The sequence below is a fragment of the uncultured Vibrio sp. genome, assembly GCF_947488985.1.
Taxonomy (GTDB): Bacteria; Pseudomonadota; Gammaproteobacteria; order Enterobacterales; family Vibrionaceae; genus Vibrio.
On the sequence record NZ_CANLBV010000269.1, the window covers coordinates 1 to 623 of the forward strand.

Sequence of the window (623 nt, forward strand, 5' to 3'; positions counted from 1 at the left end):
GGGCTATTACTCAAAAGAAAAGGGAAGAATGGGGCTTTTCATGCCTGCAACCGTTACCCTGATTGCAAAACTACCTTTCCTGATGATAATGGTAAACCGAACTTAACCCCAAAACCGAAAGTACCTCAGCCTCAAGCCAGTGATACAGAAGCCTGCCCTCAGTGCAATAAAGGGTTGATTCGTCGAGCTGGTAAACGTGAAGGCTCATTTTGGTGGGGATGCAGCGGGTTCCCTACATGCAAAGTTCGATTTTTTGACACAAATGGGAAACCGGACAGAGAAAAAGGCGTACTTTAATGCTTAATAGGGAGGTTTATGGCTGTCTATAATATCCGCTACTTGGATAAGGAAAATAAGACCATTAGATCGGAAACGGTTTATATGCGGTCTTTAGGCGCAGCAAAAGCGAGCGCCACCACTCAAGCTACAGCAAACACCTTTAAAATAGAAATTAGCGACGTTGTTGAGAAACGCCTTGCTTTTCGTTACGCGACAGGCAGGTGGGATGAAGAACTCATCAAAATTAAAGAAGGAAATGAGATGAAACGTAAAGAATTAGTTGAGCATATTGCAGAGAAAGCCGATATCAATAAAAAAGAGGCTGACACCGCACTCAAAGCCAT

The 623-nt window shown here is 43.5% G+C and carries 2 protein-coding genes; both read left to right on the plus strand.

Annotation, left to right across the window (positions count from 1 at the left end):
* Nucleotides 1–297: topoisomerase DNA-binding C4 zinc finger domain-containing protein (locus Q1A70_RS20285; protein ID WP_299697657.1), on the plus strand; the 297-nt coding region annotated here is incomplete at its 5' end.
* 18 nt (nt 298–315) lie between these two features.
* The coding region (locus Q1A70_RS20290) for a hypothetical protein (protein WP_299697659.1) at nt 316–623 on the plus strand (308 nt) is incomplete at its 3' end.